This window comes from Streptomyces sp. NPDC001549 (assembly GCF_042894025.1).
GTDB lineage: Bacteria > Actinomycetota > Actinomycetes > Streptomycetales > Streptomycetaceae > Streptomyces > Streptomyces kutzneri.
In genome coordinates, this window is record NZ_JBIAVJ010000003.1 from 289,645 (window position 1) to 314,797 (window position 25,153).

Genomic DNA, 25,153 nt, shown 5'->3' on the forward strand with positions numbered 1-25,153 from the left:
ATGAACACCAGGACCCTCAAGCGCGCCGCCCTCGTCACCGCCGCCCTCCTCGCCCTCGGTGCCGGCGGCGCGTACCTCTACCTGGACACCACCTCCGACGTGCGCCGCACCGGCACGGAATCCTGCGCCGACGTCATACCGGCGGGAGCGAACCGCGCCGACGGCGAGGCCGTCTGCGCCACCGTCGACGCCCTCACCACCGCCTGGGCCCGCGGCGACGCGGACGCGTACGGCGGCCTGTTCACCGAGAACGCCACCTACACCACCTACGTCGGCAGCCACTACGAGGGCCGCTCCGACATCACCGAAGGCCACCGCGCGCTCTTCAAGGACTTCGTCAAGGACACCGCACTCGCGGCGACCTTCCTCGACCTGCGCTTCCTCGGAGCCGACGCGGCCATCCTGACCGGCCGCGGCGACGACTACACGGGCGCGAAGCCCGGCCCCGCCGAGCTCTCCAAGGTCCAGACGTACACCCTGGTCCGCGACACCGACGGCGCCTGGCGCATCGCCGCCTTCCACAACACCCAGCGCAGGAACGTGATGGAGCGGTTCTCCTTCCTCTACTCGCCCGCGACGGCCCCGAAGGCGGAGAGGTAACCGGGCACGCCGCGGGGAAGCCCGGTCAATCGCAGCGCTCGACGGCGCCCGGCCGGAGCCTCAGCTCCTGGACCTGGTAGCAGTCCGAGTAGACGGTGGCGATGACCGCCCCGCACGCGCACACCAGGTTGGGCCCCCATTCGCCGTCCATCCCACAGCAGTAGCCGCGGCGCATCGCGATGTCCGGGTGCTCCTCCAGGCCGATGCCATCGCCGGGGTTGAGCACGACGGTGCGGCTGGGACCGGATTCGACGAGCAGACCGGACGGCTCGTCCAGTACGTACGGCGGGCCGGATGGATCGGGGTCGACCGCGAACGTCCCCGGGGCCATCCGCACGATCGGCCGGTCGGTATGACCGTTCGCATCGGGGGCCCGGCCTCCGGCCGATACCACCCGTCATCCGTATTGGGGTCCGGCAGGGGCCGCTCGGTGACGGTCGGCGTCACCGCACGGTGGCAGTCACGGCACTGGAAGACCGTCATCGGACACCTCGTTCACCAGGTCAGCACGCAGACCAAAACAGGAAGACCACCTACCGAATCAGTAGGTGGTCTTCCTGATACTGCTCTGTCGGGGTGGCGGGATTTGAACCCACGACCTCTTCGTCCCGAAGCATTCCGGGGCAAGGGGCGAGCTGCCGAGTCTACCGGGCTGACCTGCGACGGATGGCCGTGAGCGTCCGTGGACGTCCGTCAGTGTGAGCCCCCGTTGTCGCTCAGTTAGACACTCACTCCGACTCTCAAGGCTCAGTGAGGAAGGCGCCTCGGCGCTCGCCACAACCGGGCTGTAACACCGCAGTGTTACAGCAGGTCTCTTAGCTGGGCCCTGGATTCTCTCCCGCTCAAATCGCTCGGAGGCGTCGCTCCTGAGCAACGAAGATGGTGTTCCGGGAGGAGTCTGCGAACCCAGCGATCGAAGCGATCTCATCGGGGGTGAGCCCCTTGGCGGACATTGCCTCGCCAATGCTTCGGGCCAAGGCCGGGATCTCTGGACTGAGCTCGTCGCTCAGGGGCTCTTGTGTGCGCCACCCCTTGTTGCTGAGGGCTTTATAGAGGTTGGTCCGCTTGTCTGGAGTGATCACATTGAGTTCGCGGGCGCGTTCAATGAGTGCTTGCATCGACGTGCCCCACTCGCGTTTTAGGTCGTGTAGCCGCCCCAACGTGAGGTTCCTGAGCTGGGGTCGAATGACCTCCTCGGGCATCAGGAACTCGGCAGCGAAACGATTCGCGTCCTCTTCCATGGTGAGAGTGACCTCGGATGAGTGCAGGCAGAGGTGACCGAGTTCATGCCCCAGGGTCAGTCTCAGACGGTCCACTGGCGCGGATGCGTTGATCAAGACGACCGGATAGTCGTCCACCCATTGCGAGAGGCCATCTACCCGCGACGTGCCGAAATCCTCAGCCAGCACGATGCACCCTGCAGCTTCCATCCAAGGGGTGATTGTCTGGACTGGGCCGATAGGCATCCGCCACTGCATGCGCACCATGCGAGCTGCGTCCGCCGGGTCGGTGTCTACTGGGTCGAACGTTGGGATCCTCTGCTCAGCACGTAGCGACACTTCTTCCATCAGGTGGCGTACGTGCATCCGGTACATGTTCAAGCGTGCTTCGAGCTGTCGCCACGTGGTCGCCTTGGCGGTTGCGCGCTTGCGCATGTGGGCATCCACGGCCATCGCCCCGCGGACGGAGCCCGCCCCCTTGAGGAAGGACTCCGTCACACCAAGAGCATGGGCGAGCCGGGAGAGAACGTCTCCCTCCGGCTCACGCATGTTCTTCTCGTACCGCGACAGGGCTCCTTGGGTTACCCCAGCGGCCGCTGCCAACTCTTCCTGGGTGGTGCCAAGGGCCCGGCGAGCTGTAGAGATTGCTTCGCCGAGACTGCTCATGTTGACCTGTCCTCCATTGCGTCCTGCTGAGCCGATGCCGGAACGTCGATCGACGGCAGAGGGGGCGTCGGCGTTGTCGGACGAACGGGCTGCACTGTGCCGCCGGCGCCGCCTTCACCGACCTCGCGGAGAGGGATCAGCCAGACGACTTTCTCTTGGCCGTTGCGTAGCGACAGGACCGCCTCGCCGATCTTCCTCGTATCAGGATCCCACTCGTATCCAGCAGTCAAACGAACCTCGTCGAGGCCAGGAAACGCCTCCTGCGTGCCCTGCGCGAAAAACTCCAGGGCGGTCTGAGTGGCGTAGCTGCTGACCTGGCCGTCTTCGCGGTGACGCTTGACCCGCAGACGATAGCTGATGCCTACCACGAGCTCCCGAGTGGGCTCGCCGTCAGTGAGGGTGACCCCAGGGTGCCCGTCGAGTTCCGCAGTGAGGTGCGCCCAAAGGCGGTCGTGGATCCAGTTGGCCAGTCCGCGCTCGCTGCTTTGTGCCACCCAGGAGGGGCGCTCTGTTCGGTAGGCAAGCAGGTCTTCCGCAGCCAGATCGACGGCTCGCACGAGGCTCCGTGTGACCTTCGGGCCTAAGCCGGACAGGACGTCAGATGATTCTGGGTAGGAAATCATGCCGGAAAATATACCGCCCAAGCTGATCCCCGTGTCCAGGGTTGATCGGAAGGTGTTTCCCGAAGTAACCCGGGACAACCGGCGATCTGCCGAGGCTAACGCGCTGACCTGCGGCGGAGGTCCGTGAGTGTCCATGCACGTCCGCCGCAGTCCCGGCCGGTAGGCACGCAGTTAGTCACCCACGCGGCACCGTGCGCAGTGCCTAAGGAAGCTTTCCGCCCCAGGCCCGCTCCGTCAGCTCGCCGGGAGTGCCAGGGGCCACCGTCCGAGGGTCCACAGCCTCGCTGGGGGCGATCCCGCTGTAGACCCCCTTGCCCTTCGGCTGCTCGGACCGGTCGTGGTCCTTCACCCAGAACACGCGACGCGAGAACGTGCCGGGAGCATTGTGGTTGCTGGGCGCATCCTCCCTGAGAACGGTGTAGCCGACTCGACGCCCTGCCGGCGGTGAGATGGGCCGACGCCGGTTGCGAGCACTCCTTACTAGGGTCTCGCGGACGTAGTCGAATGAACTGACATCCTCAGTCCATACGATCCTGTCTTCATGCTCGATCTCCTCAGGCGTAACGCTCACGCTGCCCCTCCCAGAGCTTGATAGAGGCAGAGCTTCCCCAGGGCGAACGCCTCCTACTCCACCTTCCTGAGGCCATCAGGCAAGGGCTGGAACCCCCCGGTGTTGCAGCCGTCTGTGACACGGACAGTGGTGACGGCTACCAGCCGACCGGGCCGGTGCCTTCGGACAGCAGCTGGTCGATCCTCTGCATGGCTAGCGCTTCCTGGAGCCAGGGTGTCTCTTGCACAAGCTTGGCCAGGAGCTCACGTGCCTTGCCCGGTGGCAAGGTGCTGCTGACCACCGTCGTGCCGTCGCCGAGGGCCTGCGGCCTGTCGCAGTCGACGAACAACTCGATACGTCCGCCCTGGGTCTTCCTGACGCTGATGGTGGCGCCTCCGGTCGTTGAATCTCCGTCAATGCGCAGCAAGGCATGCATCCCTTCATGGACACCGGACAGTCCGGACAGCTCTGCCCAGCAGTGTCCGGATTGTTTTCCCAGGTCAAAGACCCAACCGGACAGTCGGACAGCTCGGACACCTTCCGACATGGTCCATCACGCCCGGACACTCCGTCCGGGTCTTCTCGTGTTTCGCCGCACAGGCTGGCTGAGGTGATGACGGATGAGAGGGCTCACCCGCGCATCACCACGTCGGTACCGTGAGAGGCGCCCCTACTCAGCAGCGGGAGGCAACACCCCATGCGTGGTCTTGGAGATCACCTCAGCATTGGCGAACGAATCGCGTTCTACCGGAAGCGCCGCGGCTACACGCAAGAGGTGCTGGCCGGATTGGTGGGACGGAGCACGGACTGGCTGGCGAAAGCAGAGACAGGCCGGCGCAAGCCGCCCCGCGTCGACATGCTGGCGGAGCTGGCGCGGATCCTCCGTGTCCCCCTTGGTGACTTGGTGGGCCAGTCCACCCTCATGGAGGACGAGAAGCATCAGGACGATATCCCGGCCGTGCGTGACGCCCTCATGAGCCCGCGGCGGCTGTCTCGGCTGTTGTTCGGTCCTGAGGCGGGGGTGCAGCTCCCGACCCCGGCGCCAGCAGCCGTGCGGGTCGAGAAGGCATGGGGCGACTACCAGGGTGGGCGGCTCGGAAGCGTGATTGCTGCCCTTCCGGCTCTCCTTCAGACTGCTCAGGAGCTGGAGGATCGCGCGGCCCGGCGGGAAGAGGACCGCCATGACTGTTGGGCTGTCTCTGCCCGCACCCATCACCTTGCCGCTACAACGCTGGCGAAGATCGGGGAGTCCGATATCTCTTGGCTCGCCGCCGAGCGCGCCATGCAAGCCGCTGACGCCTCCGATGATCCGCTGGTTCTGGCGTCAGCTGCTCGGTCCGGGACGCATGCACTGCTCGCCAACGGGCGGTACGGGGCGGCAATGGAGTTGGGGGACGCCACAGCGAACTGGCTGGCACCTCAGGTGGAGGACGGCGACCCCGCGGCTCTGAGCTTGCTCGGGATGGTCCATCTGCGGGCGGCGGTCGCTGCTGCTCGCCATCAGGACCGACCTACAGCGATCCGCTTGCTCAATCGCGCCGAGGAATTGGCGGACGATCTCGGCTCAGACGAGAACTACTGGCAGACCTGCTTTGGCCCGACCAACGTGCTCTTGCACCGACTGTCCATCGAGCTCGACCTGGACAACGTCTCGTACGTCGTGGAGCACGGACGGATCAACGTAGACCACATGCCCCAGGAGCGGAGCGTCTCGCACCGCATCGACTTCGCTCGTGCGCTCTCGCTGGCGGGCCATGGGGATGAGGCATTCACCGAGTTGCGTACGGCTGAGCGAACGTCTCCACAGCTCGTGCGAAACAATCCAAGGGTGCGCGAGACGTTGCGGGACCTCACGAAGCAGTCTCCAGTCACCGCAGGCGCGCGCTCATCCGAGGTATTCGTGATGGCTCAACGATGCAGGGCGGTGCAGTGAGTACGGGGAAGCGGGGAGTGCTCGGCGTGGTCGGCGCGGCGGCCGGCGGGCTAGAGGTGCTGCGGACAGGGTTGGTCGAGCCTGCCATCGAGCGCGGTTGGCAAGTGGCGGTCACGCTGACGCCAGCCGCCGCGAATTGGCTCCGTCTGAGTGGGGAGGTGAAGCGCTTGGAGACGGTGACTGGGCTCCCAGTCCGGGACGAGCAGCGTCTTCCGGAGACCAGCAGCCCACACCCTCGGGTTGACTGCTACGTGGTCGCTCCGGCCACAGCGAACACGATCGCCAAGCTGGCCACCGGCATTGCGGACAACCAGGCGCTTACGCAGGTTGGGGAAGCCCTGGGCACCCTTGGGCTACCCGTGATCGTGTTCCCCCGCGTCAATGCCGCCCATGCCCGCCATCCCGCGTGGAAGCGGCATCTGGACGCCTTGCGCGAGGCGGAAGTCCACCTGGTCTACGGCCCTGACGTATGGCCGCTGTATGAGCCGAGAGAGGCCCCGCCTGGTCGTCCCCTCCCCTGGGGCGCAATTCTGGACGCGGCGGATCGAGCGGTTGACTGACGGAGTGCCAACACTGCTGACCTGCAACGACTGTGGACCCGGACAATCTGTCCGGGTCCACAGTCGTTTATGCACTCAGGCTGTCCCACATGCCGATCACAGCCGAACAGCCGCGTGAAGCAAGTGAACTCAGCGCTGCACAGTGTGCCTTGCTCCTGGCGGGCATCAGAGCCGCTCAACAGGAGTTGTTGCGGCTGTCCTTACGCGCAGATGGTGTTGTAGAGGGGCTTACGCACCCCGCGTCTTCACGATCTCTTCCAGGCGTTCCAGCCGTTCCCCGAACTGCCTGAGCGTCTCGTGAAGCGCGCTGATCTCCGTGGCGAGGGCGATGAACGCCGTTCCGCCTCCGCCGTCCCCCGAGCGGATGGGCTGCGAGGGGTCGGCGACGAACGTCCCGCGCCCCACCTCGGAGAACACGAGTCCTTCGTCGCTCAGCTCGCGATACGCGTTCTGAACCTTGACCAAGGTCACTTGGTACTCCTTGGCCAGCTCGCGAGCAGCCCTGAGCTGGTCGCCTGGCCCCAGCTTCCCACTCGCGATCTCGCGGCGGATGTCGGCGGCGATGTCCTTGGCCGTGGGGCGCGGTGCGCCGGCGCTCTTCTCCATGCGTTCGAGCGTAACCGGCCTAGGTCAATTCGAATCCGGTCGAGCCGCTTGACGACCCGGATCGACCTGGGTAGCTTCCTAACCAAGAGATGGACCTAGGTCAATCTGGATCATCTCTCGTGCGTCTCCCGTGCCCGGAGGATCCCGCGAAACGGATCCGAAGGAACCACTGGCTCCTTGAGAAATGAACAGAGTGAGTAGCAAGACGTGACGGGCGTGATCCCGTCCCCTGGCGGCTGGGTCATGACCGCCTGGCGGCTCACATTTCCGCGTATCGGCCCTGGAGAACAGCTTCGGCTGCCACCCGTTGCGCGCCGCCCTGCTGGCGTCAGAGCAGCGACGATGACGCGCCCGACACCCAGGGCTCGGGGCTGTCCGCCGTGGCAACGGCGGGACGGCGAAGCCCTCCCATTGCACGTCTCCGCCCGGCGGTGGGACTCCCCACCAAGGTCGCCCACCGCCGGGTTCTCCCCGCCCCTGCTGACTTCAGGAGAGCACCATGCGTACGTACATCGGCGGCCAGGAGGCCGTCAGTGTGAACGAGTTCATCGAGCTGGCCCTGGGTACCCCGCTGGAGCTGTGGCTCGGGGTGGAGGGTGAGAGTGAGGAGGAGCGTGCGGCCCGTCTGGATGCGGCCCGCGACATCCTCGCCGAGAACCCGGATCTGCCGGATGACGTGAGCCGGGTCGCCGCCCAGGTGATCGAGGCGAACGCGCCGGAGCTGTTCAACGTCGTCCCGATGCGGCGGCGGCCCGCCCGCCGCCGCACGCGTTCCGGCAAGGGGGCGGCGGCATGAGCCAGCACTCGCCCGATGGCGCCGACCGGATCCTGATCGCGACCGGCTCGGCGGTCACGATCACCGCGCTGCTGGCCGCTGTGGCGCTGCACGAGCAGTGGCTGCTCCTGATCGCCGCGATCGGCTTCTGCGCCCACCACATCGGCTGGGCGAACCACCGTCGGCGGATTGGCGGTGCGCGATGACGACCACGCCGGAGAACGCACGGCCCGAGGTTCCGCCTCTGACCAAGCCCGAGCTGGGCCTGATGGGCTTCGCCGCCGTGGCGGCGGCAGGGGTCGGCGGGCTGGGCCTGGCCTCTTCGTTCGATGCGGTCTCGGCGGCGGCGGAGCGGTGGGCGTTCGGTTCGCCGTGGATGCTGCCGATCGGCATCGACATCGCGATCCCGGTGTTCACCGCGGCCAACCTGCTGCTCATCCGGATGGACATGCCGCTCGCGTGGGTGCGGTTCGTGCCCTGGGCCCTGACCGCGGTGACATGCTGGCTGAACATCGCGGCCGGGCACTCGCTGTCCGCGAAGCTCGCGCACGGCACGATGCCGCTGCTGTGGGTCGTGTTCGCCGAGATCGTTGCCCACGTCTACGCCGTCCGGATCGGCGCCGTCACCGGCCGCCGGATGGAGAAGATCCGACGTTCCCGATGGCTGCTCGCCTTCCCCTCCACCTTCGCGCTCTGGCGCCGCATGACCTTGTGGGAGATCACCTCCTACACCGAGGCACTGGCGAAGGAACGGGAACGACAGCTGGCCCGCGCTGATCTGCGGGAGCTGCACGGCCGCAAGTGGCGCACGAAGACACCACGACGCCAGCGGGTCCTGCTCAAGCTCGGCGAGCTGGCCCCCGCCGTCGAGGCGACCGAGACGATCACGTCGGTTCCTGCCGAGGCTGTGGAGCCCGCAGGCCCCGAGATGGAAGCACCGAAGGGCAGGGCGCCCCGCTCCCCGCGTAGGCGGCCGAGCCGGGCCAAGGCCACCAAGGGACAGCGGACCGCCGAGCAGCTGCTCGCCGAAGCCCGTGACGTGACGGCGGCTTGGCCCGACACCGCGATCAATGCCGAGGCCATCCGCACTCACCTGCGCTGCTCCGCCGCCAGCTCCCGATCCCTGCGGGACGCCCTGTTGGCCGAGCGAGCCGAAGGCCGCAAGCGACAGCCCACTGACGAGGTGGACAACCTGCTTGAGACGGCCGCCTGATGGCCGGCCAGCCGCGGTTCTGGGACCCGCGCGGGGAACGCTTCGGTATCCCCACCTACCCATGGAACCTGGCCCCGCTCGGCCTGGCCACCCGCCGCCAGCTGCGCGAGCAAGGGCTCAGGCCCGGCGGCCAAGACGTCGTTGCGCAGCTGATGTGGCACTCCAACCGATACCGCCAGCCGGGCAGCCCCGGGATCCGTGCCGCCTACCTCTACGACGTCGACCGGGCCAAGCCCGTTCGTCCCATGACCCCCGGCCGAGTATCCGCGCTCGCCAAGGCGATGCGGGCCCGCCGCACCTGCCCCGACTGCCAGAGGGACGCCGGATACGTCATCCCGACCTCCCTCGGTACATGCACCGACTGCAGCACCACTCAAGAACAGCGCGCCGCCTGAACAAGGCACGCACTTTGCGTGCCTACCTGTGCAGGCACCTGACTCACCATCAAGGACACGGGCCCGACCGCTCACCTCTCACAGCAGTCGGTCGGGCCCGTCATTTCCCTCGCTCTGGAAGGAAGCTCCAGTGAAGCACCCTGACGACGAGCACGACTTCTTCAACCGACTCGAAGCCGAACTGACCGCCGACTTCGGCGCCGACGTGGTCGACCTCGACAAGGCCCGCACCGCCCGCCACGCGACGGCCGATCCGTCCGCCGACTCGGCACCCGCGACGGCGGCCGACGAGTCGGGCGACCCGTCGGCCCGACGGCTCGTCGACGGACCCGCCCTCGCCGGGCCCGGCTACCTCGGCCGACTCCTCGGCGCGAAGCGTCGGGCGATCATCCCGCCGTGGCTGCGCTCCAGCGCTGAACTGAAGACGGCCGCTGGTTGGGTGGCCAAGCACTATTCCCACCTGGCCGGGTATCACGCGCTGCGGTCCCCGGTCTACGCCGCCCGCCTCACCCTCCAGGCGCCCCGCGGTGCCGCGCGGGTGGTCGGGGGGACGGTGAGGTGGCTGGCCGACCGCGAGGGCGACCCCGTCCGCGCTGCGGCCGTCCGCCGTGAGGACGCCGCCGAGTACCTGACCCTCTCCCGCCAGCGTGACGGACGCGTCCGGCTGCGCGCCATCATCGCCGGACTCTCCCTGCTGGTCGGCTCCATCACCGCGCTCGCCAACTACATCCTGGCCCCCGGCTGGGTCCACGCCCTCTCCATCAGCGCCCTGGTCCTCGCCCTCGGCGCGGCCGGCCGACGCCCCGACGCCCCCGTCATCAACCGCGCCGTCGAGGTCGCGAAGGCGCCCAAGTTGACCTCGGACATCATCCTGCGCGCCCTCGGCGCCCTCGGCATCGCCCCGATCAGCCAGGCTCAGTCCAAGGGCCGTGACGGGTTCACCTTCACCGCCCCTATCACCCGCGACGGGCCCGGCTGGCGGGCCGAGGGAGACCTCCCCTACGGCGTCACCGTCACCGACGTCATCGAGCGCCGCGACAAGCTCGCCTCCGGCCTGCGCCGCCCCCTCGGCTGCGTGTGGCCCGAGGCCGTCCCGGACGAGCACACCGGCCGCCTCGTGCTCTGGGTCGGCGACCAGGACATGTCCACCGCAAAGAAGCCCACCTGGCCGCTCCTGAAGTCCGGGAGCGTGGACCTGTTCAAGCCCGTCGCGTTCGGCACCGACCAGCGCGGACGGTGGGTGGAGATCACCCTCATGTACATCGCGGCCGTCATCGGCGCGATCCCCCGCATGGGCAAGACCTTCCTCCTCCGCCTCCTACTCCTGATCGCCGCGCTCGACACCCGCGCTGAGCTGCACACCTACGACCTCAAGGGCACCGGAGACCTCGACCCGGTCGGGGAGAAGGTCTCCCACCGCCACCGCGCCGGCGATGAAGACGCCGACATCGACTACGCCCTCGTAGACCTGCGAGAAGTCCGCGAGGAACTGCGGCGACGGGCGAAGATGATCCGGTCCCTGCCCCGCGACATCTGCCCCGAGTCGAAGGTGACCAGCGAGCTGGCGAACAAGCCCAAGCTGGGGTTGCACCCGATCGTGATCGGGGTGGACGAGTGCCAAGTGTGGTTCGAGCACCCCAAGCACGGCGCCGAGTTCGAGGAAATCTGCACCGACCTGGTCAAGCGCGGCCCCGCCACCGGCATCGTCCTGCTCCTGGCTACCCAGCGCCCGGACGCCAAGGCCCTGCCCACCGGGATCTCCGCGAACGCGTCGGCGCGCTTCTGCCTGAAGGTCATGGGCCAGCTGGAGAACGACATGGTGCTGGGCACCTCCTCCTACAAGCGGGGTGTGCGGGCCACGATGTTCTCCTGGAAGGACAAGGGCATCCACTACTTCGTGGGCGAGGGAGCGGACGCCCGCATCGTGTCCTCCGTCTACGTGGATGCCCCGACCGCCGAGGCCATCGGGAACCGGGCCCGCGCCGCCCGCGAGCGGGCGGGCACCCTCGCCGGTCACGCCCTCGGTCAGGAGCCGGAGCACGCGGAGCGGTCCGCGTACGACCTGCTGTCCGACATCCTCGCCGTCGTCCCCGCGGAAGAGCCCAAGCTCTGGTCCGAGGTCGTCGTCGCCCGCCTGGCGGAGCTGCGGCCGGACGTCTACGGCGGGTGGGAGCCCGAGCAGCTGGCCTACGTCCTCAAGCCCTACGGCGTCCCCACCATCCAGGTCTGGGGAAAGACCGAGGCCGGGAAGGGCGCCAACCGGCGCGGCATCGTACGCGCCGACATCGTCAAGGCGAGCGCGGAGCGTGACGGAAAGCGGGACGCGAGCTGACCCCGATCCGCAGCTAGACCTAGCGGAGCACCCCGCTAGGTCTAGCACCGCGCCTAGCACCCCATTCCATGCCTGATCAGCCCGCTAGTTCCTAGCGGGCTGGCCCCCGCACGCCCTGAAACCGGCTGGGAGGCCCTTCGTGACCCTCTTCCTCACCGCTAGCGCCCTCATCCTGCTGCTCACGCTCAGCTACATCGCGACATGCGTGGCCTCACCGTTCGGGAACTGCCGTAAGTGCCGCGGCTTCGGCTACCTCACCCGGACCGACCGCAAGGGACGGCTCAAGCGCGGCAAGGACTGCCGCCGCTGCCACACCACCGGCAAGCGCATACGCGTCGGCCGCTGGATCTACAACCGCGCTGTCCGCGTCCACCGCGCCGGCACCCGCTGACCCCAAGGGAGCACCTTCATGGCCCGCGACCCGCAGCCCTTCACCGACCTCGACCCGCACAGCCCCGGTGAACTCGCCCGTGTCCTCTACCTCGGCTTCAAGGCCGTCCGTCGCCAGCAGCGCGGCAAGTCCATCAAGGCCATCGAGAACGAGATCGACCGCATCCGCGAGACCGCCCAGGCCCGCGAGGACGCCCGCAATACGCGCCGCAAGTAGAACAAGCGGACCGGCGGCCGAACGCCATGAGGCGCATCCCCCGCCTAGCTGGCGGCAGACCGGCTCGGCCGCCGGCCCTCACTCGAAACCCGGCCCCCGAAAGGGCCGAACCATCGCGCACCCTACCCGCCCGCACTCCCCAACCCCGAGCAAGGAGAACCCCATTGGCCGTCACCCTCTCCCTCGTCGCCCTCTTCGGGCTGATCCTCTTCCTCCTCCTGCGCTCCAAGACCCTCGGCGCCGGAAGCGCCTTCGTCGCCGTCATGTTCGGCTTCTTCCTCGCCTCCACCGGCGCCGCCCCCGCCGTCACCCAAGTCATGACCTCTCTCATCAACGCCATACCCGACCTGTAGGAGGCACCCCTTGAACCACGACCTCACCCGGCGGGAGACCACCGAACTCCATCACCCCGTGCCCCTCGCCACGGCTTACCCGCCGCTCGACGTTCAGCAGCCGCACCCGCTGCCGGACGTCCAGACGGTCCAGCTCCCTGACGGCCGGATCATCACCGGCTACGCCATCGCCCCCACCAAGGCCCCCGAGCCCGTCCGGGAGCGGCCCGCCATCAACCCGCTCGCTGTGAACATCGCCCTCGGTGGGATCGGCTTCGCTGCCGTCTGCGGCGGCCTGATGCTCCTGACCACCTTCATCGCCGCCATCGCAGCCCTCATCCAGCAGCTCATCATCCTGGCCGCCGTCATCTTCGGCGGCTTCATCGCCACCCAGGTCCTCGGCAACAACCACGGCGCCCAGGGCGGGACGATCGTCAACATTCGCCGGGCCGTCTTCAAGCGCAACCACTTCCACGGCTGAGACCGGCGATGCAGCTCCTGGACTGGGGCGACACCCGCCACTACGACCACAGCGGGAACCGGCCGTGCACCTTGTGCGGCAAGCCGACACCACTGCGCTCCCACGCCGGGGAGCCCGTCCACAAGGTGTGCGCCGAGGGCTGGAACCACACCCACCCCGGCGAGGCCCGCCGCTACACCCACCCTGACAAGCAGAAGCGCCAGCGGGACATCGGCAGTTGGCGCTTCCACAACGACGGGCCCAACACCCCAGGCAAGGCCACGAACGTCGTCAGTCTGCCCGGACCCGCCGTAGAGACCCTCGAACTCCCCGCAGCCTGAGAGGAATCCGCATGTTCGAGATCCGGATCATCTGCACCCCGCCCGAGGCCCCCGAGATCACGAAGGCTCTGTCCGAGACCTTCACCACTGGCCAGGTCCGCCAGCACCCGACCCGTGACGGCGAGCGCGTCCGCCTCTACGTCACCGCAGAGCAGCAGCCCGGCCACTGGCCCACGCCCGAGACCGCGTACGCCACCGCGCCCAGCATCATCAGCGAGATCGGATGGACCGCGCGCGGAGTCCGCGACTGCCTGCACGGCATCGCCGTCCGCGAGTTCTGGCTCCGCAAGGCCGCGCTCCTGGACCGCGTCGCCCTCACCGACGACGACCCCGTGAGCGGCGAAGCCGCAACCCTCGCCACCGAAGCCGCCCGCCGCCTGATGGCCATCGACCACGCCGCCGGCCTCGGCCCCAGCGGCTACGCGGACGGCCCCTACACGCCCGACCACCCGGACAGCATCCGCGAACCCCGCGGCTACCTCCGCCAGGAGTACGCCCTCTGGCACCGACACAGCTGAATACGCCCGTGGCGGCAGGACTCCCCACCAAGGTCGCCCGCCGCCACGGCCCTCCCCGCAAGTCCGAAGACCGACAGGAGAACCCAAGGATGCCTCACCCCGAACCGCACTCGCTGGCCGTGGCCGCGCAGAGCGCCGCTGACCGAGGCTGGCACGTCTTCCCCCTCATCCCGGGAGACAAGCGGCCCGCCATCCGGAACTGGACCGAGCGCGCCACGACCGACCCCACACGGATCGCCCGCTGCTGGGCCCACGCCCCCTACAACATCGGCATCGCCACTGGCCCGTCCAACCTGTTGGTGGTTGATCTCGACACCGCCAAGACCCCGGACGACCTTCCGCCAGTCAGCTGGGCCCACCCCGGCATCCAGAACGGTCGAGACGTCTTCCTCGCCCTCTGCCAGCGGCACACCGGACGCGGAGACCTCGCCCCCGACACGCACACGGTTTCCACCTCCAGCGGCGGCCAGCACCTCTACTTCGCCGCCCCCGAGGGCATCGAGCTGCGCAACACGGCGGGCAAGCTCGGTTGGAAGATCGACACCCGAGCCATTGGCGGCTACGTCGTGGGCCCCGGCAGCACCATCACGGGGAAGGGGCGCCCGTACGAGACGGTCGTGAGCGTGGCCCCGCGGTTGCTGCCGGACTGGCTGCTCGACCTGCTCCGTCCCACTCCGCTCCCGACCCAGGCGCCCGTCACGGTTGTACTCGGTGCAGACCGGCGCGGCCGGTGGCTCCAGGCTGCGATCAACGGCGAGTTGGAGCGCGTATCCGGATCGGCCGACCACGAGCACAACTCAGCTCTCTACGTCGCCGCCGTCGCACTCGGCCAGCTCGTTGCCGGGGGAGAGCTGAGCGAAGCGGACGTGATCGAGTGGCTCACGGAGGCGGCGCTCCGCGTTGGCCAGGGCGACCGCGAAGCCCGCGCCACGGTCGCCTCCGGCCTTCGCGCCGGAGCCCGGAGGCCGAGGGCGGTTGCGTCATGACCACCAACCCGATCCCGCCCCTGCACCTGTACTCCGTCCCCAGCGACCCCCAGCCCGAGGCCTCGCCCCCGCCCAAGCGGGAACGACCCCGCACCGCGTGGACCGCCGATCAGCTCATGGCCACGGAGTTCCCCGAACCGAAGTGGGCCGTGCCCGGCATCCTCGCCGAAGGCGTCAGCCTCCTCGCCGGACCGCCCAAGGTCGGTAAGTCCTGGCTTTCCCTCGGCCTCGCCCTCGCCGTCGCGGCCGGGGGACAGGCCTTCGACTCCGTACCCGTCCTCGGCGGCCCAGTGCTCTACCTCGCCCTGGAGGACACCCCGCGCCGCCTCCAGTCCCGCATGGGAAAGCTTCTCGGCGGCCAGCCCGCGCCCGCCGGCCTGACCCTGGTTACCGAGTGCCCGCCCTTCCCCCAAGGCGGAGATGCGGCTATCGCCCAGTGGCTCGACCGAAACCCGGACGCCCGCATGGTCGTGATCGACGTGTTCGCCAAGATGCGCGGCCAGGCCCCTCAGGGGATCTCCGCGTACGACGCGGACTATCACGCGGTGGGCTACGCCAAGCGGATCGCGGATCACTACGGCATCGCCGTCGTACTGGTCCACCACGTCCGCAAGGCAGGCTCCGAGGACTTCCTCACCGAGGTCTCTGGCACCAACGGCATCGCTGGCGCCGCTGACGCCACCCTGGTCCTGAAGCGGGCCCGCGGACAGGCTGACGGCATCCTGCACGTAACCGGCCGAGACGTGGACGAAGCCGAGTACGCCCTCCAGTTCCAGGCCGCTTCCGGTGCGTGGCACCTCCTGGACGGCCCCGCCTCGGATCACCTCGTTGGCGACACCCGAGCCGTCATCCTCCGCCACGTCCGCGCGCACCCCGGCGTCCGCCCGAAGGACATCGCCGAGGCATTGCCCCACCTCGATGCGGACACCGTCCGACGCACCTGCTCCCGCATGGCCGCCGATGGCCAGCTCGCCAAGGACGCCAGCGGCAGCTACTACCCGGACACCGCGACGCGGACAGAGAGCACCCCTGAGGTGTCCCAGCTGTCCGACTGTCCGGTCTCCCCCTCTGACCAGCCCGAACGCCCCGGACAGCCCGGATCGGACCTGTCCGGGCTGTCCGCCCGTCCGTCACACGACCTCAGGAGGAATCCGTGACCCTCGCCCTCCCCGAGCGCAACGCGACAGTCACCCCGGTCCTCCTGAAAGTGCCGGAGGCCATGCGCGCCCTGAGCCTGAGCCGCACCGTCATCTACGAGCTGATCCGCGCGGGCCGTCTCCGTGCCGTCAACGAGGGCCGTGCCCGCCTCATCCCCGTGTCCGCCATCAACGAGTACGTCGCGCTGCTGGAGCGCGAGGCAGGAGCCGGTAAGTGACCAAGCGCCGTAGTAGGGGGGATGGCGGTCTCCACTGGGACGAGAGGCGCCAGCGCTGGATCGCCTCCGTGACCCTCGGCTTCGACGCGAGCGGGAAGCGCGTCGTGCGAAAGGGGAGCGGCAAGACCAAGACCGAGGCCAAGGCCAAACTCAAGGAGGTGCTCCGCGATCACGAGGACGGGTTGGCCGTCGCTCCGACCAACTACACCGTGGCGAACGCGGTGGACGACTGGCTCATGTACGGGTTGGCCGGCCGCGACGCGCGGACCGTGGCCACCTGCACCTCGCTCAGTCGGATCCACGTGATCCCCGCCCTCGGCGCCCGGAAGCTTCGGGAGCTGAGCGGCGAGGACGTCGACAAGTGGCTGGCGGAGAAGGCCAGGACGCTCAGCACCCGCACGCTTCAGGCGATGCACTCGTGCCTGAACCGGTCCGTGAAACGGGCCATGGTCCGGGACAAGGTGAAGCGGAACATCGTGGAGCTGTGCGCCATCCCGACCGGCCAGCCGGGCCGGCCGTCGAAGGCGCTCAGGCTGGCCGAGGCCGAGGCGGTGCTCAATGCGGCTGAGGGGACGTCCGCGTACGCGTACATCGTGGTGGCCCTGCTCACCGGTGCCCGGACTGAAGAGATGCGGGCGCTCACCTGGGATCACGTCTTCCTGAAGGGGGACCCGAACGCGGTGCCGCCTGTACCGCCGCACATCGCGGTGTGGCGCTCGGTCCGCTCCACCGGGGACACCAAGACCAAGAAGTCGCGCCGGACGATCGCTCTGCCTGCGCGATGCGTGGACGCGCTCTGGCAGCAGTTCGAAGAGCAGGGGTGGGACCGGCTCGCCGCTGGTGATCAGTGGACGGAGAAGGGGCTTGTCTTCTCCTCCGCCACGGGGACCGAGCTGGACTCGACCAACGTCCGGCGCGCCTTCCGCCTGGCGATCACCGGGGCCGAGGGGGTCGACGCGAAGGAGTGGACTCCGCGGGAGCTGCGGCACAGCTTCGTCTCGCTGCTCTCCGATAAGGGGGTCCCGCTCGAAGAGATCTCGCGGCTCGTCGGGCACTCCGGTACTGCCGTCACCGAGGCGGTCTATCGGAAGCAGATCAGGCCCGTGATCCAGACCGGGGCGACGGCCATGGACGAGATCTTCAAGGACGCGCGGAAGCCGTAGTCACTCAGTTAGTCACTCAGCAGAAACAGGTCAGCCACCTACCAATATTGGTAGGTGGCTGACCTGGTCTTACTCTGTCGGGGTGGCGGGATTTGAACCCACGACCTCTTCGTCCCGAACGAAGCGCGCTGCCAAGCTGCGCTACACCCCGATCGCCGCCTCGCAGCGCTTGCTGCCCTGGCGACATCGATTACTTTAGCGGACCTCTCGCCGGAGACGAAATCCGGTTTTCGCGGAGCGGTCGCGGGGCCAGGGGAGGCGTCGGGCGGAAGCGGTCCGCCGCGACCAGGGCGAGGCCGAGTGCGTAGAAGACGGCGGCCAGGACCAGCGCGTTCGGGGTCACGTGGGCGTAGCCGTACCGGGCCGCGCCGATGAAGGGGGTACGTGTACCGGCGGGCGGTGCCCGGGGTGGGCAGGGCGCCGCGGAGCAGCTTGAAGGTCACGTACGTCAGCGGGCAGGCCGGCCACGGGGCGGCGTGGCGCGGGCGCAGGGTGCGCGGGGTCGTGAGGAGGAGGAAGTCCAGGAGGGCGCCGGCCGGGGTGACCGTGTGGAGGAGCTGGTTGGCCACGGCCTTGGCGCCGGTCAGCCGGTCGAGGTCCGCGACCACGTTGAAGGGGCTCGACGGGTCGGCGAGGACCAGGTGGAAGACGAGCCCGGTGATCAGGATGAAGAGGAGGACCCCGCCCCGGTAGGGGGGAGCGGCGTCGGGCCGGCAGCGTATTACCCCTTCGGGGTCAGCGTCAGGAGCGTCGCCTCCGGCGGGCAGGCGAACCGGACCGGGGTGAACCGGTTGGTGCCGCAGCCGGCCGAGACGTGCAGGTACGCGCGATTGCCCTCCGCCTCGTGCGTGGAGAGCCCCTTCACCCGCTTCGTGTCCAGGTCGCAGTTGGTGACGAGCGCCCCGTAGAAGGGGATGCACAGCTGTCCGCCGTGGGTGTGGCCCGCGAGGATCAGCGGATACCGGTCGGCCGTGAAGGACTCCAGGACGCGCAGGTACGGGGCGTGCACCACCGCCATCGAGAAGTCCGCGTCCGCCTCCGGGCCGCCGGCGACGCGCGCGTAGCGGTCCCGCTTGATGTGCGGGTCGTCGAGTCCGGTGAAGGCCAGCTCCAGGCCGTCCAGCTTCAGCCGCGCGCGGGTGTTGGTGAGGTTCAGCCAGCCGGCCGCGTCGAGGGCGTCCCGCATCTCCTCCCACGGGTTGTGGACGGCGCCGACGACCGGCTTGTTGCCGTTCAGCCCGTGCCGGCCCTGGGTCCGCTCGATCAGGTAGCGCCCGGGGTTGCGCAGCCGCGGCCCGTAGTAGTCGTTCGACCCGAAGACGTACACACCCGGGAAGGACATCAGGGGACCGAGCGCGTCGAGCAGCTCGGGGATGCCCTCGGTGTCGGAGAGGTTGTCGCCGGTGTTCACGACGAAGTCGGGGCGCAGGCCGGCCAGGGACTGCAGCCAGGCACGTTTCTTGCGCTGTCCGCCGACCATGTGGATGTCGGACACCTGGAGCACGCGCAGCGGGCGCATCCCCTGGGGAAGGACAGGCACCGTGACCCGGCGCAGGCGGAAGGACCGCGCCTCGAAACCGGCGGCATAGGCCACACCCGCGGCCCCCACCGCAGCGATTCCGGCAGCCGCTTTCAGGGGTACTCCGTAACGCGCACGCATGGACCCATCGTCGCAGACCGGGAAAACCAGTGAGCGCCACTGCCCCCGCACCTGGCAGACTCACCTGCATGACCACGCTCAAGGCCAAGCTCCAGGAAGACCTCACGACCGCCATCAGGGCGCGCGACGAGCTCCACTCGTCCACGCTGCGCCTGACCCTCTCCGCCATCACCAAGGAGGAGGTCGCGGGCAAGGAGGCACGTGTGCTCTCCGACGAGGAAGTCCTCAAGGTGATCGCCAAGGAGGCGAAGAAGCGCCGCGAGGCCGCGGACGCCTTCGCCCAGGGCGGCCGTCCCGAGCAGGCCGCGCGCGAGACCGCGGAGGGCGAGTTCCTCGACACGTACCTGCCCAAGCAGCTCAGCGACGACGAGCTTGTCGCGATCGTGGCGCAGGCCGTGGCGGAGGCCGGGGCCGCGGGTGCCGAGGGGCCGCGTGCCATGGGCGCCGTCATGAAGATCGTGAACCCGAAGGTCGCCGGGCTTGCGGAGGGCGGGCGGGTCGCCGCCGTCGTCAAGCAGCAGCTCTCGTAGGACCGCGAAGCGCAAAGGGGGAGGGCCCCGGCCGGTGTCGGCCGGGGCCCTCCCCCTTGTTTCGCATGTCGTGCGGTGCGGCGACCGCTGATCGCCGGCTGCCGACCGCCGGCCGCCACCGGTCAGTCGCGGCCGCCGATCACGCCGGCGGTGTTCGGGTCGATCGAGATCCCGGGGAACGGGGGCTGCGGCTCGACGTCGCCCGTGGCGCCCGTGGCACCTCCGTTGGTCCCGCCGTTCTGACCGCCGGGGCGGCCGCCGGGCTTGCTGTCACCGCCGGGCTTGCCGGGCCGGGTCGCGGGCGGCTTGTTGCCGCGCGGGCCGCCGCCGGAGGGGACGGTCGGCTCCGGGATGCCGACCGTGACGAAGTTCCCCGACTCGCGGCCGGAGAGTGCGCCGCTGACCGCGTCCTTCCAGATCGGGCCGGGCAGACCGCCACCGAAGACCTTGTCGAAGGGCTTGCCACCGATCACGATGTTCTCCATCGTGATCTTCTTCGCGCCGCCCGAGCCGACCCACACCGCGCCGGAGACGTTCGGCGTGTAGCCGACGAACCAGGCGTTGTAGCGGGAGTCCGTCGTACCGGTCTTGCCGGCGCTGTCGCGGTCGCTCAGACCGGCGCGCTCACCGGTACCGGAGTCGACCACTCCGCGCAGCAGGGTGTTGATGGTGTCGGCCGTCTCGGTGGACATCGCCCGGTCGCACTTGGACTTCGGCACGGCGAGCGCCTTGCCGTGCGCGTCGGTGATCGACTCGATGGCTACGGGCGTGCAGAAGACACCGCGGTTGGCGAAGGTCGCGTACGCGTTGGCCATCGTCAGCGGGGAGAGCTCGGCGGAACCGAGCGCGATCGACGGGGCCTCGGGGAGCTTGGAGCCGTCGGCCGGGACCACGCCGAGCTTCTGCGTCATCTCCGTCACCGGGCAGAGGCCGATCTCGCCGATCATCTCGACGAAGTACGTGTTGATGGACTTCTCCATCGCCGTCCTCAGCGCGTACGGACCGATCTCGTCCTCGGTCTCGTTCTTCGCCGTCTGGATCTTGCCGTCGATCGGAAGGTTCAGCCACTGCGTGCCGTCGCACTTGGAGATCGGCGTCGGATAGTCGATCTTGTTCGGCGCCTGGTACACCTTGGTCGCCGGCATGCCCCGCTCTATGGCCGCCGCCGCGATGAACGGCTTGAAGGTCGAGCCGACCTGGAAGCCGAAGTTCGAGCCGCCCATCCGCTTGTCCACGGAGTAGTTGATCTGCGTCTCGTTCTTCCCGAAGCCGTACGGCTTGGACTGACCCATCGCCAGCACCCGGCCGGTGCCCGGCTGGACCATGGTCACAGCCGTCGCGATCGAGTCCTCCTGGTAGACGTGGTCCTTGATCGACTCGTTGGCGGCGTCCTGCGACTGCGGGTCCAGGGTGGTGCGTACCGTCAGGCCGCCCTGGTTCCAGACCTTCGCCCGGTCCTCGCGCGTCTTGCCGAAGGCGGGGTCGGTCAGGAAGGAGTTGCGCACGTAGTCGCAGAAGAAGCCCGCGCCCTTGACGGCGGTGATGCAGCCGTTCTTCGGCTTGGTCACCTTGAGGGTGACCGGCTTCGCCTTCGCCGCGTCGGCCTCCGCCTGCGAGACGTCCTTGGTGTCGGCCAACCGCTGCAGGACGATGTTGCGGCGCTTCGTCGCCTCCTGCGCGTCGTTCACCGGGTCGTACCGGCTCGGCGACTGCACGACGCCGGCGAGCAGCGCGGACTCCTCCAGCGTCAGGTCCTTGGCCGGCTTGCTGAAGTAGCGCTGGGCGGCGGATTCGATTCCGTAGGCCTGCTGCCCGAAGTAGGTGATGTTGAGGTAGTTCTCGAGGATCTTCTTCTTCCCGAGCTCCTCCTCGACCTGGATCGAGTACTTCAGCTCGCGGATCTTGCGGCCGAGGCTCTTCTCCTGGGCCTCGCGCACCTTGGTCTCGTCGTCGCCGGCCTCTTCGACGAACACGTTCTTCACGTACTGCTGGGTGAGGGTGGAGGCGCCCTGTGCGGCGCCGCCTTCCTGTGCGTTGCGGTTGACCGCGCGCAGGATGCCCTTGAGGTCGACCGCACCGTGCTCGTAGAAACGCGAGTCCTCGATGGCGACGATCGCCTTCTGCATGTACGGGGAGATCGCCGTGAGCGGGACCACTTGCCGGTCGCGCGAATAGACGGTGGCGATCGTGCCACCCTCGGCGTCCAGAATCGTGGTCCGCTGGCTCAGCGGCGGAGTCTTGAGATTGGCCGGGATCTCGTCGAATCCCTCGACCGTCCCCTTGGCCGCCAGGCCCAGGGCGCCGGCGGCCGGAATCGCCATGCCGGCCAGTACAACCCCGGAGAGGACGGACACTCCGAGGAACTTGGCGGCCTGCTGGCTCCCCGTGAGCCCGCCGCCCGAGCGCTTCTTTCCCATAGGGGGCAGCCTACGTTCTCATTCGCCGGACACACGCGAATGCCTTGGCCTAAGCTGTCCCCAACTGTCACAGCAGTGTGGTGCGACATCAACCCCTTGGCTTGATTTTCACCCTTCCCGAATGGGGTGGACACATGTCCGAATCTTGCCCCTCTGCTGAAGTAGAACCGACGATTACACCCGAATTGCCGCAATGGTCGGGCATGTCGCCGGATCACTCCGTCGGGTGATCTGCCGCTTACCCATAGTCCGTTCGGACCATTCAAGATTGGGCCCGTCGGGGGTGTTGCACTGTGCCCGCCTTCCGTAACGTCCTCAACTGGCAGCGGTGAATATGCCGCTACCGCCGTGGGGGAGCCTCGATTCGGGAGAGGACGGCGCCGGGATGGGCTGGGTTACCGACTGGAGTGCGCAGGCAGCCTGCCGCACTACCGATCCGGATGAACTATTCGTTCAAGGAGCGGCACAGAACAGGGCCAAGGCGGTGTGCACCGGATGTCCGGTGCGGACCGAGTGCCTGGCCGACGCGCTCGACAATCGTGTCGAGTTCGGCGTATGGGGCGGAATGACCGAGCGGGAACGGCGTGCGCTGCTGCGCCGGCGTCCCACCGTCACCTCGTGGCGACGGCTGCTCGAAACCGCACGTACAGAGTACGAGCGCAGTACGGGCATCCTCACCATGGATGCAGACGCGGAGATCGACGTGTCGTACGAGACATACGCGGCAGCCGGGTAGATCACACGGCCGCCACGACGTACGAACGCCTACGCTCCGGCCGGCACCCCGGCCGCGAGTCGTTCTCCGATGGCCCGTAGCCCGGCGAGGTCGTGCACATCGCCGGGCAGGGCGGCCACTTCCGCCACCGCCACTTCGGGGTGGAGTGAGGTGAAGCGATCGCGTGTGCGCTGCTCACGCGCGATCACCTGCATTCGTTCGGCGTGCAGGCGCAGCAGGCCTGCCGTGATCCGGTCGACGACCGCGGTATCGCCTTCGGTGCCGGGGGAGCCTGTCTCGGGAGGGTTCGCGGTCCGGGTGGTCCGTGTGCTGTGTGCGGTCTGCGCAGTTTCGGCGGACCCGGCGGTCTCCGCGGTTCCCTTGGGTTCCGCGCCCGAGTCACGAAGTCCAGCTTTCCCGGACTCCTGATCGACAATGCCGCCTTCTTCAAGATTCTCTGCGGCGGCCAACGCCCGCTCGGCGGACAGCTGGTCGGCGCCACTGCCGTGCACCCGGTTCAGTACCAGACCGGCCAGCGGCATGTTCTCCGCGGCCAGCCGTTCCACGAAGTACGCCGCCTCGCGCAGGGCGTCCGCCTCGGGCGCGGCGACCACCAGGAAGGCCGTGCCGGGAGCCTGGAGCAGCCGGAAGGTCGCGTCCGCGCGCGTGCGGAAGCCGCCGAACATCGTGTCCATCGCGGCCACGAAGGTCTGGACGTCCTTCAGCAGCGAGGCCCCCATCAGCTTGCTGAGGGTGCCGGTCATCATCGACATGCCGACATTCAGGAACTTCATCCCGGCCCGGCCGCCCACCTTCGCCGGAGCCATCAGCACCCGGATGAACTTCCCGTCCAGGAAGGACCCGAGCCTCTTCGGCGCGTCCAGGAAGTCCAGCGCGGACCGGCTCGGCGGAGTGTCGACGATGATCAGGTCCCAGTCGTCCCGGGCCCGCAGCTGCCCCAGCTTCTCCATCGCCATGTACTCCTGCGTGCCCGCGAAGCCGGCCGACAGCGACTGGTAGAAGGGGTTGGCGAGGATGGCCTTGGCCCGCTCGCCGTCCGCGTGCGCCTCGACGATCTCGTCGAAGGTCCGCTTCATGTCCAGCATCATGGCGTGCAGTTGGCCGTCCCCCGCCCCTACGGTCTCCACCTTCCGCGGGGTGTTGTCGAGCGAGTCGATCCCCATCGACTGCGCGAGCCGCCGCGCCGGGTCGATGGTGAGCACGACGGCCTTGCGCCCGCGCCCGGCCGCCCGTACGCCGAGCGCCGCGGCCGTGGTGGTCTTGCCGACCCCGCCCGCCCCGCAGCACACGATGATCCGGGTCTCCCGGTCGTCCAACAGCCGGTCGACCGCCAGCCGCGGCGGAGTGTCCATGCTCACGGTGTCCACCCCCTCGCTCATTCGGCCACCGACTGCTTCCGCAATTCCTTGGCCAGCGCGTACAGCCCGGCCAGATCCATCCCCGCGCCGAGCAGGGGCAGTTCGTACGTCGGCAGCTCCAGCCCCGCCAGTACGGCGCGCTGCGCGCGCTCCAGCTCCACCCGGCTCGCGTGCTCGGCCGCCTGGGTGAGCAGCGGGTCCACCAGCCGCTCGGCCAGCCCGCCGCGCCGCGCGCCGCCGAGGCCCGCCCGGGACAGCGACTTCGCCACCTCGGCGCGGTGGTCGCCGGCCGCGGTGCGCAGGGTGTCCTCGTCGAGGTGGTGCGGCCGGACCATGTTGACGACGACCCGCCCGACGGGCAGTCCGGCCTGGCGCAGCTCCTCGATGCCGTCCGCGGTCTCCTGTACGGGCATCTCCTCCAGGAGGGTGACCAGGTGCACCGCGGTCTCGGGGGACTTGAGGACCTTCATGACGGCCTGGGCCTGGTTGTGGATCGGCCCGAACCGGGCCAGGCCCGCCACCTCGTCGTTGACGTTCAGGAACCGGGTGATCCGCCCGGTCGGCGGCGCGTCCATGATCACGTGGTCGTAGACGTACCGGCCGGTCCTGTCCTTGCGCCGCACCGCCTCGCACGCCTTGCCGGTCAGCAGCACGTCGCGCAGCCCCGGAGCGATGGTCGTCGCGAAGTCGATGGCGCCGAGCTTCTTGAGCGCGCGGCCGGCCGAGCCGAGCTTGTAGAACATCTGGAGGTAGTCCAGCAGCGCCCGTTCGGCGTCGATGGCGAGCGCGTAGACCTCACCGCCCCCGCCGGGCGCCACGGCGATCTTCCGTTCCTCGTAGGGGAGTGCCTCGGCGCCGAAGAGCTGCGCGAGCCCCTGCCTGCCCTCGACCTCCACCAGAAGAGTCCGGCCGCCCTCGCGTGCGAGGGCAAGCGCGAGTGCTGCGGCGACCGTGGTCTTGCCGGTGCCGCCCTTGCCGCTGACCACCTGGAGCCTGCTCACAGCGTCCGAGCCTAATTCCTCGGGTTCGACTCCGGTGGTGCCGGGTGGTTCTGCCGGAGTGTTCGGAGGTGAGCTCCGTTACGTCCGTGCCGGAACGGCCCGGATCGGCCCGGTCCGGATCCGGTCGGGATCCGTGCCGGGGTCCGGTCCGGGTCCGTGCCCGGGTCTGTGCCGGGGCGGTCCGGCGCCTGCCCGG

General features: G+C 68.8%; 30 protein-coding genes, 1 tRNA gene and 1 pseudogene. 20 read left to right on the forward strand and 12 right to left on the reverse strand.

Features of this window, described 5'->3' with window-relative positions:
• Positions 1 to 600: an SgcJ/EcaC family oxidoreductase gene (locus tag ACFY04_RS06770; protein WP_389114574.1), complete on the forward strand. Its 600-nt coding sequence runs from the start codon at positions 1 to 3 to the stop codon at positions 598 to 600.
• 25 nt (positions 601 to 625) lie between these two features.
• Here the strand turns inward: ACFY04_RS06770 and ACFY04_RS06775 are convergent, their stop codons facing one another.
• From ACFY04_RS06775 to ACFY04_RS06795, 5 genes are all read right to left on the reverse strand, one after another.
• Positions 626 to 931, reverse strand: coding sequence for a hypothetical protein (locus ACFY04_RS06775; protein ID WP_389114576.1), 306 nt, complete (start codon positions 929 to 931; stop codon positions 626 to 628).
• Between the two features lie 511 nt (positions 932 to 1,442).
• Positions 1,443 to 2,486: a helix-turn-helix domain-containing protein gene (locus tag ACFY04_RS06780; RefSeq protein WP_389114577.1), complete on the reverse strand. Its 1,044-nt coding sequence runs from the start codon at positions 2,484 to 2,486 to the stop codon at positions 1,443 to 1,445.
• Positions 2,483 to 3,109, reverse strand: coding sequence for a hypothetical protein (locus tag ACFY04_RS06785; RefSeq protein ID WP_389114579.1), 627 nt, complete (start codon positions 3,107 to 3,109; stop codon positions 2,483 to 2,485). The genes ACFY04_RS06780 and ACFY04_RS06785 overlap by 4 nt, the downstream gene beginning before the upstream one ends.
• A gap of 202 nt (positions 3,110 to 3,311) precedes the next feature.
• Positions 3,312 to 3,680, reverse strand: a complete 369-nt coding sequence (locus ACFY04_RS06790) for a DUF6009 family protein (protein ID WP_389114580.1) — start codon at positions 3,678 to 3,680, stop codon at positions 3,312 to 3,314.
• A gap of 136 nt (positions 3,681 to 3,816) precedes the next feature.
• Positions 3,817 to 4,086: a hypothetical protein gene (locus ACFY04_RS06795; RefSeq protein WP_389114582.1), complete on the reverse strand. Its 270-nt coding sequence runs from the start codon at positions 4,084 to 4,086 to the stop codon at positions 3,817 to 3,819.
• A gap of 270 nt (positions 4,087 to 4,356) precedes the next feature.
• Here ACFY04_RS06795 and ACFY04_RS06800 point away from each other — a divergent pair, with 270 nt between their 5' ends.
• Together ACFY04_RS06800 and ACFY04_RS06805 are read left to right on the forward strand one after the other, a co-directional pair.
• Positions 4,357 to 5,592 (forward strand): helix-turn-helix domain-containing protein, encoded by a 1,236-nt coding sequence (locus ACFY04_RS06800; RefSeq protein WP_389114584.1) that lies wholly within the window; start codon positions 4,357 to 4,359, stop codon positions 5,590 to 5,592.
• A gap of 17 nt (positions 5,593 to 5,609) precedes the next feature.
• Complete coding sequence (locus ACFY04_RS06805; protein WP_389114585.1) at positions 5,610 to 6,152, forward strand: flavoprotein; 543 nt, start codon at positions 5,610 to 5,612, stop codon at positions 6,150 to 6,152.
• Between the two features lie 228 nt (positions 6,153 to 6,380).
• Here ACFY04_RS06805 and ACFY04_RS06810 read toward each other — a convergent pair whose 3' ends face one another.
• The gene (locus ACFY04_RS06810; protein ID WP_389114586.1) at positions 6,381 to 6,758 is read right to left on the reverse strand and encodes a GntR family transcriptional regulator; all 378 of its coding nucleotides are present in this window, start codon (positions 6,756 to 6,758) and stop codon (positions 6,381 to 6,383) included.
• A 499-nt stretch (positions 6,759 to 7,257) separates the two neighbouring features.
• On the opposite strand from ACFY04_RS06810, the gene ACFY04_RS06815 reads away from it, so the two are divergent.
• The 15 genes from ACFY04_RS06815 (at position 7,258) to ACFY04_RS06885 (ending at position 17,255) form a co-directional block, all read left to right on the forward strand.
• The gene (locus ACFY04_RS06815; protein ID WP_389114587.1) at positions 7,258 to 7,554 is read left to right on the forward strand and encodes a hypothetical protein; all 297 of its coding nucleotides are present in this window, start codon (positions 7,258 to 7,260) and stop codon (positions 7,552 to 7,554) included.
• A complete protein-coding gene (locus ACFY04_RS06820) occupies positions 7,551 to 7,739 on the forward strand; it encodes a hypothetical protein (protein WP_389114588.1) in 189 nt (62 codons plus the stop codon). The genes ACFY04_RS06815 and ACFY04_RS06820 overlap by 4 nt, the downstream gene beginning before the upstream one ends.
• On the forward strand, positions 7,736 to 8,746 hold the full coding sequence (locus ACFY04_RS06825; RefSeq protein WP_389114590.1) for a DUF2637 domain-containing protein: 1,011 nt from the start codon (positions 7,736 to 7,738) through the stop codon (positions 8,744 to 8,746). The genes ACFY04_RS06820 and ACFY04_RS06825 overlap by 4 nt, the downstream gene beginning before the upstream one ends.
• Complete coding sequence (locus tag ACFY04_RS06830; RefSeq protein WP_389114591.1) at positions 8,746 to 9,141, forward strand: RRQRL motif-containing zinc-binding protein; 396 nt, start codon at positions 8,746 to 8,748, stop codon at positions 9,139 to 9,141. Before ACFY04_RS06825 ends, ACFY04_RS06830 begins: the two co-directional genes overlap by 1 nt.
• Positions 9,142 to 9,271: 130 nt before the next feature.
• Positions 9,272 to 11,473, forward strand: coding sequence for a cell division protein FtsK (locus ACFY04_RS06835; RefSeq protein ID WP_389114593.1), 2,202 nt, complete (start codon positions 9,272 to 9,274; stop codon positions 11,471 to 11,473).
• Positions 11,474 to 11,612: 139 nt separating this feature from the next.
• Complete coding sequence (locus tag ACFY04_RS06840) at positions 11,613 to 11,864, forward strand: hypothetical protein (protein WP_389114594.1); 252 nt, start codon at positions 11,613 to 11,615, stop codon at positions 11,862 to 11,864.
• Positions 11,865 to 11,882: 18 nt separating this feature from the next.
• Positions 11,883 to 12,080, forward strand: a complete 198-nt coding sequence (locus ACFY04_RS06845) for a hypothetical protein (protein ID WP_356520929.1) — start codon at positions 11,883 to 11,885, stop codon at positions 12,078 to 12,080.
• Between the two features lie 164 nt (positions 12,081 to 12,244).
• A complete protein-coding gene (locus ACFY04_RS06850) occupies positions 12,245 to 12,433 on the forward strand; it encodes a hypothetical protein (RefSeq protein WP_356520927.1) in 189 nt (62 codons plus the stop codon).
• Between the two features lie 10 nt (positions 12,434 to 12,443).
• Complete coding sequence (locus tag ACFY04_RS06855; protein WP_389114596.1) at positions 12,444 to 12,893, forward strand: hypothetical protein; 450 nt, start codon at positions 12,444 to 12,446, stop codon at positions 12,891 to 12,893.
• An 8-nt stretch (positions 12,894 to 12,901) separates the two neighbouring features.
• Positions 12,902 to 13,213 (forward strand): hypothetical protein, encoded by a 312-nt coding sequence (locus ACFY04_RS06860; protein ID WP_389114598.1) that lies wholly within the window; start codon positions 12,902 to 12,904, stop codon positions 13,211 to 13,213.
• An 11-nt stretch (positions 13,214 to 13,224) separates the two neighbouring features.
• A complete protein-coding gene (locus ACFY04_RS06865; protein ID WP_389114599.1) occupies positions 13,225 to 13,731 on the forward strand; it encodes a hypothetical protein in 507 nt (168 codons plus the stop codon).
• A gap of 89 nt (positions 13,732 to 13,820) precedes the next feature.
• Positions 13,821 to 14,717: a bifunctional DNA primase/polymerase gene (locus tag ACFY04_RS06870; protein WP_389114601.1), complete on the forward strand. Its 897-nt coding sequence runs from the start codon at positions 13,821 to 13,823 to the stop codon at positions 14,715 to 14,717.
• Positions 14,714 to 15,874, forward strand: a complete 1,161-nt coding sequence (locus tag ACFY04_RS06875; RefSeq protein WP_389114603.1) for an AAA family ATPase — start codon at positions 14,714 to 14,716, stop codon at positions 15,872 to 15,874. Before ACFY04_RS06870 ends, ACFY04_RS06875 begins: the two co-directional genes overlap by 4 nt.
• A complete protein-coding gene (locus ACFY04_RS06880; RefSeq protein WP_389114605.1) occupies positions 15,871 to 16,092 on the forward strand; it encodes a helix-turn-helix domain-containing protein in 222 nt (73 codons plus the stop codon). Before ACFY04_RS06875 ends, ACFY04_RS06880 begins: the two co-directional genes overlap by 4 nt.
• On the forward strand, positions 16,089 to 17,255 hold the full coding sequence (locus tag ACFY04_RS06885) for a tyrosine-type recombinase/integrase (protein ID WP_389114607.1): 1,167 nt from the start codon (positions 16,089 to 16,091) through the stop codon (positions 17,253 to 17,255). Before ACFY04_RS06880 ends, ACFY04_RS06885 begins: the two co-directional genes overlap by 4 nt.
• 77 nt (positions 17,256 to 17,332) lie before the next feature.
• On the opposite strand, the gene ACFY04_RS06890 is transcribed toward ACFY04_RS06885, so the two are convergent.
• From ACFY04_RS06890 to ACFY04_RS06900, 3 genes and pseudogenes are all read right to left on the reverse strand, one after another.
• A tRNA-Pro gene (locus tag ACFY04_RS06890) sits at positions 17,333 to 17,406 on the reverse strand.
• A 322-nt stretch (positions 17,407 to 17,728) separates the two neighbouring features.
• Positions 17,729 to 18,058: pseudogene (locus ACFY04_RS06895) on the reverse strand (hypothetical protein); the annotation flags it as partial.
• On the reverse strand, positions 17,977 to 18,915 hold the full coding sequence (locus tag ACFY04_RS06900; protein ID WP_389114608.1) for a metallophosphoesterase: 939 nt from the start codon (positions 18,913 to 18,915) through the stop codon (positions 17,977 to 17,979). The pseudogene ACFY04_RS06895 and the gene ACFY04_RS06900, both read right to left, overlap by 82 nt.
• 68 nt (positions 18,916 to 18,983) lie before the next feature.
• Between ACFY04_RS06900 and ACFY04_RS06905 the strand changes: the two genes are divergently transcribed.
• The gene (locus tag ACFY04_RS06905) at positions 18,984 to 19,445 is read left to right on the forward strand and encodes a GatB/YqeY domain-containing protein (RefSeq protein ID WP_389114610.1); all 462 of its coding nucleotides are present in this window, start codon (positions 18,984 to 18,986) and stop codon (positions 19,443 to 19,445) included.
• Positions 19,446 to 19,567: 122 nt separating this feature from the next.
• On the opposite strand, the gene ACFY04_RS06910 is transcribed toward ACFY04_RS06905, so the two are convergent.
• Entirely contained in the window at positions 19,568 to 21,862 is a 2,295-nt protein-coding gene (locus tag ACFY04_RS06910) for a transglycosylase domain-containing protein (RefSeq protein WP_389114612.1), read from the reverse strand.
• A 385-nt stretch (positions 21,863 to 22,247) separates the two neighbouring features.
• On the opposite strand from ACFY04_RS06910, the gene ACFY04_RS06915 reads away from it, so the two are divergent.
• Positions 22,248 to 22,598, forward strand: coding sequence for a WhiB family transcriptional regulator (locus ACFY04_RS06915; RefSeq protein ID WP_030009547.1), 351 nt, complete (start codon positions 22,248 to 22,250; stop codon positions 22,596 to 22,598).
• A gap of 29 nt (positions 22,599 to 22,627) precedes the next feature.
• Here ACFY04_RS06915 and ACFY04_RS06920 read toward each other — a convergent pair whose 3' ends face one another.
• On the reverse strand, positions 22,628 to 23,950 hold the full coding sequence (locus ACFY04_RS06920; RefSeq protein WP_389114838.1) for an ArsA family ATPase: 1,323 nt from the start codon (positions 23,948 to 23,950) through the stop codon (positions 22,628 to 22,630).
• 23 nt (positions 23,951 to 23,973) lie between these two features.
• Entirely contained in the window at positions 23,974 to 24,957 is a 984-nt protein-coding gene (locus tag ACFY04_RS06925; RefSeq protein ID WP_389114613.1) for an ArsA family ATPase, read from the reverse strand.
• Positions 24,958 to 25,153 lie beyond the last annotated feature (196 nt).